The organism is Microcystis sp. M53602_WE12, assembly GCF_030065455.1.
GTDB lineage: Bacteria > Cyanobacteriota > Cyanobacteriia > Cyanobacteriales > Microcystaceae > Microcystis > Microcystis aeruginosa.
Window position 1 is genome coordinate 1 of the sequence record NZ_JASJFB010000278.1, and the last position, 5,768, is coordinate 5,768.

General features: G+C 40.6%; 10 protein-coding genes and 1 tRNA gene. 9 read left to right on the forward strand and 2 right to left on the reverse strand.

Annotation, left to right across the window (positions count from 1 at the left end):
* Positions 1 to 364 precede the first annotated feature (364 nt).
* The gene (locus PX482_RS10080; RefSeq protein WP_004159412.1) at positions 365 to 631 is read left to right on the forward strand and encodes a type II toxin-antitoxin system HicB family antitoxin; all 267 of its coding nucleotides are present in this window, start codon (positions 365 to 367) and stop codon (positions 629 to 631) included.
* A complete protein-coding gene (locus tag PX482_RS10085) occupies positions 628 to 777 on the forward strand; it encodes a type II toxin-antitoxin system HicA family toxin (protein ID WP_288027202.1) in 150 nt (49 codons plus the stop codon). The genes PX482_RS10080 and PX482_RS10085 overlap by 4 nt, the downstream gene beginning before the upstream one ends.
* Positions 778 to 861: 84 nt before the next feature.
* Here the strand turns inward: PX482_RS10085 and PX482_RS10090 are convergent, their stop codons facing one another.
* Complete coding sequence (locus PX482_RS10090; RefSeq protein WP_288097014.1) at positions 862 to 1,014, reverse strand: hypothetical protein; 153 nt, start codon at positions 1,012 to 1,014, stop codon at positions 862 to 864.
* A 207-nt stretch (positions 1,015 to 1,221) separates the two neighbouring features.
* On the opposite strand from PX482_RS10090, the gene PX482_RS10095 reads away from it, so the two are divergent.
* The 4 genes from PX482_RS10095 (at position 1,222) to PX482_RS10110 (ending at position 2,834) form a co-directional block, all read left to right on the forward strand.
* Entirely contained in the window at positions 1,222 to 1,512 is a 291-nt protein-coding gene (locus PX482_RS10095; protein WP_004159408.1) for a tetratricopeptide repeat protein, read from the forward strand.
* Positions 1,513 to 1,692: 180 nt separating this feature from the next.
* On the forward strand, positions 1,693 to 2,010 hold the full coding sequence (locus PX482_RS10100) for a nucleotidyltransferase domain-containing protein (protein WP_004159407.1): 318 nt from the start codon (positions 1,693 to 1,695) through the stop codon (positions 2,008 to 2,010).
* Positions 2,007 to 2,393, forward strand: a complete 387-nt coding sequence (locus PX482_RS10105) for a HEPN domain-containing protein (RefSeq protein WP_004159406.1) — start codon at positions 2,007 to 2,009, stop codon at positions 2,391 to 2,393. Before PX482_RS10100 ends, PX482_RS10105 begins: the two co-directional genes overlap by 4 nt.
* A 156-nt stretch (positions 2,394 to 2,549) precedes the next feature.
* The gene (locus PX482_RS10110) at positions 2,550 to 2,834 is read left to right on the forward strand and encodes a type II toxin-antitoxin system HicB family antitoxin (protein ID WP_288024677.1); all 285 of its coding nucleotides are present in this window, start codon (positions 2,550 to 2,552) and stop codon (positions 2,832 to 2,834) included.
* A gap of 449 nt (positions 2,835 to 3,283) precedes the next feature.
* On the opposite strand, the gene PX482_RS10115 is transcribed toward PX482_RS10110, so the two are convergent.
* Positions 3,284 to 3,356: transfer RNA gene (locus PX482_RS10115), tRNA-Ile, on the reverse strand.
* 64 nt (positions 3,357 to 3,420) lie between these two features.
* On the opposite strand from PX482_RS10115, the gene PX482_RS10120 reads away from it, so the two are divergent.
* From PX482_RS10120 to PX482_RS10130, 3 genes are all read left to right on the forward strand, one after another.
* Complete coding sequence (locus PX482_RS10120; RefSeq protein WP_004159404.1) at positions 3,421 to 3,714, forward strand: hypothetical protein; 294 nt, start codon at positions 3,421 to 3,423, stop codon at positions 3,712 to 3,714.
* 32 nt (positions 3,715 to 3,746) lie between these two features.
* Positions 3,747 to 5,081, forward strand: a complete 1,335-nt coding sequence (locus PX482_RS10125) for a hemolysin family protein (protein ID WP_004159402.1) — start codon at positions 3,747 to 3,749, stop codon at positions 5,079 to 5,081.
* A 76-nt stretch (positions 5,082 to 5,157) separates the two neighbouring features.
* A partial coding sequence (locus tag PX482_RS10130) for an MltA domain-containing protein (protein ID WP_288122391.1) occupies positions 5,158 to 5,768 on the forward strand: 611 nt, incomplete at its 3' end.

The following is a 5,768-nucleotide window of genomic DNA, read 5'->3' on the forward strand; positions in this document are numbered from 1 at the left end:
CATTGGAGGGATCGGGGGTAAAATTCAGGTACTTTTTCCCTGAAAATTAGGTAACTGACTACCTCAAAATCGGTAAAACCCTACACCCCACACCCCACACCCCACACCCTGCCCCCACCAACAAACTTTTTCAGCAGACCTTATCTATCAACCAATATCCCCCCGAGGCCATCTTCCCGTGGAACAGGCTAGAAGCCTGTTTTAGATTAGGTACAATTAATGATACGATCGGTGCGTTACGGCGGCTTGTTAATTTTGGTTTTTTGACCGAATTGGTAGCCGCCTAACGCACCCTACATTTTACGATTAATCAAAAAATTCGCTGAAAGAAAGGAGCATAAATTGGACGCTTACCTACAAAGCAATGTATAAATTTCTGGAACAAGGAGTCCATGGAGAAGTCTTGGATTTCCCTGGCGTGATTTCCTGGGGAAATGATCTAGCAACAGTACGCCGTTCCTTAGCCAGTGCGCTGGTGGACATGGCAGAAGTTAATATATCTAGGGGGGAATCTTTACCCTTGCCTAATGCGTTGTTAACAGACCCAGAAGCGGATTTAGAAGAACCAATTTATCTAATCTTTTCTGCATCAACCCATGTCCAAATTGTACCGACTTCGATCGCCTCATGAAGCGTCGAGATTTGTTGCGTTATCTCAGTCAACAGGGTTGTCAATTGGTACGAGAAGGAAGTGAACATTCCATCTGGGAAAAGCCACCCAATGGTCGGCGTACAGCCATCCCTCGACAATTTCTCGATGTCGAGGGATGGCTGTGAGAATTTTTCGTCAGTTGGACATACCAGAACCTTGAACACAAGCGGCGATCGCTCTGATCACATGAGCTACTTTATCATTCTGCCTCAAAATTGTTTTTTTATTGGTCGGCAATAATGGTTCTTCGTTACTTGGTATGATTCGATCAGGGGGCATAAATCGACTAAATCCTTATAGGGCAAGAGACTCAATTGATTAGCTCGTTCTAGATAGAAAACAATTAGCCAAAATCGAAGCAATGTCTTTCTGTGTAAGGGTTTTATCCTTTATAACCCCCCTCCATTGCATAACACAAACCGAAGAACCATAAAATTCCTGGTGATTTACTCTTCCTACAAGAACTTAATTGGGTAAGTTTCAAGAAGATTGATGATGCTGCTGCCTTCCATAAACTAGAGTGGGGCATTACTCAAGTCAAGCCAGAGTTACATTCAAAAACGGTAAAATTGACAGCCGAAGAGTGGTTTAATCGTGGTTGTAACAAAGGTGAATTAGGAGACAATCAAGGTGCGATCGCTGACTACAATCAAGCCATTCAAATCAAACCCGACTATGCTTATGCCTACATTGGTCGCGGGAATGCCAAGTCTAACTTAGGAGACAAGCAAGGTGCGATCGCTGACTATAATCAAGCGGCACAACTTTACGTGCAACAGAACACGATGGATAAATACCAATATACTCTTGATCAAGTGAAAAGACTGGAAAAAGGATTTTGGGGAAGGTTGTTCTCATGACTATTCGTCAAACTACAATCGCTAAATTGTAACAACTACCAGAGTCACTTTTACTGGAAGTTAACAATTTTATCGACTTGGTAATACACAAACATCAATCTGAAACAGCTAATGACAAACTGCAAGAAGATGGGGCTAAAGTTTTGGGAAAATAGTTTGAAGGTCTAAAATTGATAAATTATGAAAAAACTTGAAAAAATTATCACAGAATTTCGCCAAGCACTAGAAAAAATCTATGGCGATAAATTAATAAACTTAGTTCTATACGGTTCTCAAGCCAGAGGAGATGCAACAGAAGACTCTGATATTGATATCATGGTAATTTTAAAAAGTCCAGTTTCTCCTGGAGATGAAATTTTCCGTATGGGAGAAGTTAAAAATCAAATTAACCTTAAATACGATCAATTCATCTCAGTTTTGCCCATATCTGAAGAAGACTTTTTATGTAAAGATACTCCTTTATTAGAAAATATTCGCCGAGAAGGTATAGCTTTATGAACCGCATTCAAACATTACTAAGTCTAGCTAAAGAAGAATTATATGCTGCTGAAATTTTGTGGGAAAATACTCTATATCGTGCTTGTATTTCTCGGGCTTATTACGCCTTATATTATACAATACAAGCTCTCTTGGCTGCTAAAAACGTCAATACTAGAACTCACAGAGGCTTGATTCAACAATTTGGACAACAATTTATTAAAACTGGAGAATTATCTCAAAACTTATCAAGAACCTTGAGTGAGACTTTTGATTTAAGACAGTTAAGTGATTATGATGAAACGATACCCATCACTCAACAACAAGCAGGCAAAACTTTAGAAAATGCAAAATTGTTTATTAGTGAAGCTACCAAGTGGCTAGAGAATAATCAAATTCAGTAAATAAAAACAATATCTTAATCTATAGCGGTTCTCGCATCTGTGCGGCACACTTAAACCTTTGCTGATTAAGCTGTTCAGGATCGGGAATGTACCTCTTGTGAATCAGAAACGCTATATTAATCAAAAAATTCGCTGAAAGAAAGGAGTATAAATTGGATGCTTACCTACAAAGCAATGTATAAATTTTTGGAACAGGGAGTCCATGGAGAAGTCTTGGATTTTCCTGGCGTGATTTCCTGGGGAAATGATCTAGCAGCAGTACGCCCTTCCTTAGCTAGTGCGCTGGTGGACATGGCAGAAGTTAATTTATCTAGGGGGGAATCCTTACCCTTGCCTAATGGTTTGTTAACAGATGCAGAAGCGGATTTAGAAGAACCAATTTATCTAATCTTTTCTGCATCAACCCATGTCCAAATTGTACCGACTTTGATCGCCTCATGAAGCGTCGAGATTTGTTGCGTTATCTCAGTCAACAGGGTTGTCAATAACATCGCATTTGGCGGAACTCGATATCTGAGATAAATTATGAATGATGAATTATGAAAGAGATTTGATTTAGCGATTATGGGAAATTTAAAATCGACATTATTGCTAATCACGGGCTAAATATTTCTCGATAAGTTATCATTGATACGATTGGCAATTCTGATCAAGTGGTGCGTTACGGCGGCTTGTTAGTTTTGGTTTTTTGACCAAATTAGTAACCGCCTAACGCACCCTACACTCTGAATACCGCTTTAAGACAGAGCCTTAGAAAAAGAAACTCTGGAGTTCTTGACATGATCACCTTAGTATGCAGCGGCTTAAAAAGATTGTGTTCTGCACCAACAAGGACAAGATTAACTTACTCCAGTGCAGTCGAAGCCGATCACCCGAAGCCATCAAAACTATCCAGGGTGCAGGAGTTGAACCTGCCTAGCACGAATTATGAGTTCGTTGCCTCAACCGCTCGGCCAACCCTGGGTTATACTATTAACTCATTATAGATCGGTAATTACTCTGAACGTGAAAATTCAGCCCCACCAAGATGAAAAAATTTTCAATCAGCACCTCCTTGCAGTTAGGTCTCCTTTTGATGGTAGCCATGTTAGCCGCCGGCTTCGGTAGCGGTTGGGTAGCCTATCAATTGGGAATCGCCTCCCTGAAGGGAGTCAGTCAACCGGATATCAACCCCGCTAAAAAGTTTACCAACGATCGCACCAGTTATGGTCGCAATCAAACTTTTATCCCCGTTAAAGAAGAAGAAGTAATTAAAAGAGTGAGAGTTTATATGCAACAACAGAAAAACCAACCGCAATCAAAGGACGAAACCAAAGGATAGGCTTTAAAAAAGGCGAATTTTGCCTTTTCGCTATGGATAATCAGGATTTATTGACTCGTTTAATTTTAGTCTTTTTACTAATCGTCCTCAATGCTTTTTTCGTAGCGGCGGAATTTTCGCTTGTGTCTGTCCGTCGTACCCGCATCAGTCAGCTAGTGGCCGCGGGAGATGTGCCAGCGCAGACGGTCCAATCTCTACAAAGAAGTCTCGATCGCTTACTTTCCACTACCCAATTAGGCATCACCCTTTCTAGTTTAGCTTTAGGTTGGATCGGGGAGAGTACCATGACCGTTTTTGTGAGGAAATTACTAAGTTTTTTACCCTTTTCTTTAAACTGGCAAAATCTTCTCTCCCATGGTTTCTCTCTTTGTCTAGCTTTTTTAATTGTTGCCTATCTCCAGATAGTTTTTGGGGAACTTTATCCCAAATCCCTCGCTTTAATTTATGCCGAACCGATGGCGCGATTATTAGCAGCACCTATTGGCGTTATTTCCCAGATTTTTAAGCCTTTTATCGGTATTCTGAACCAATCAACTCGTTTTTTATTGGTTTTAACCCGTATCCCCGAAGTGGATCTACAGCGTTCTAATCGGGTAACTTGCGAGGAATTACAATTAATTATCAGCATGGAAGGGGAATTAACGGGATTAGAAGCAGCGGAAAGGAAAATTTTAAATAATGTCTTCCAGTTTGGCGAAATCACTGCTGCGGAAATCATGGTTCCCCATAACCGTTTAATAGCTATTCCCTCGACCGCAACTTTTCAGGAATTATTGCTCAACGTGGTTAACAGTGGCTATTCTTGCTATCCTGTGGCAGGAGATTCTGGTGATGATATCCGTGGTCTGATCGATTTTAAAGATTTAGCTTTACCCCTTGCCGAAGGTCAGTTAAATTTAACAACCCCGATTAAACCTTGGTTAAAACCTGTGCGTTTTTTCCCCGAAACTACCCCTTTAAATGAATTACTGACAGTGATGCAGGAATCATTCTTAAAGATGGTTATCATTGTGGATGAATTTGGCAGAACAGCCGGTTTATTAACCCTCAAAGATTTAATCGGCGAGATTCTAGGAACTTTTCCCCCTAGTGATCAATCAGGAACATTGGAATACCAACTCCTCGATGAATCAACTTTTCTCGTACAAGCACAAATGAATTTAGAGGACGTGAACAAAGCATTAAATTTAAGCTTACCCTTGGCCGATGAATACCAAACCCTAGCTGGTTTTATCCTCCATCATTGGCAAAAAATACCGAGGGTGGGAGAACAATTATATTACCAAAATTTAGAATTTACCATTATTTCTAAGGTCGGCCCTCGCTTGGAACAAATTAAGATTTATCGGCAACAACTATCCTCATGATATAAACAAGAAACAACTTTTCTCATTTATCCTTCTCCATCGTTAATCGAGTCAATAGCTGCCCACTCCTATCACCATGAAACACCTTTTGACACTCCTCCCCCTCAGCTTGGGATTAATTGCCCTCACCCCCGCAAATTTGCCCCTAGAACGTTTTGAAATCTCAGAATTAGGAACATCTACGGGATACGATGAACGACTGCTAACGGACAAAAAAACCCTACTACAAGCGATCGATCATAGTTTACGTTATCTGAATAGCTCGGCGGCGATCCGCGCCTATCAAAATTATCCTATTCCTGAAATAACTCGTCAGCGAGTGCAGCGTTCCTTAGTACGTTTTCGTCAATTAGTGCAGAATTCTCCCACTCCCGCAGCTCTACAAAAGGCAGTAAAAAAAGAATTTATTTGGTATCGTTCTTTGGGTAATGATAGCCAGGGAAATGTTAAATTTACTGGTTATTTTGAGCCAATTTATCAAGCAAGTCGGCAAAAAACCGCCGAGTATAAATATCCTCTCTATCGCCGACCTGCTAACTTTTCTCGCTGGTCTAAACCCCATCCAGCTAGGGTAGAATTAGAGGGAAAAGATGGTTTACTGGGGGAAAATAGCCGTCTAGCGGGATACGAATTAGTCTGGTTAAAAGATCGCTTAGAAGCTTATTTAGTTCATGTGCAAGGTTCGGC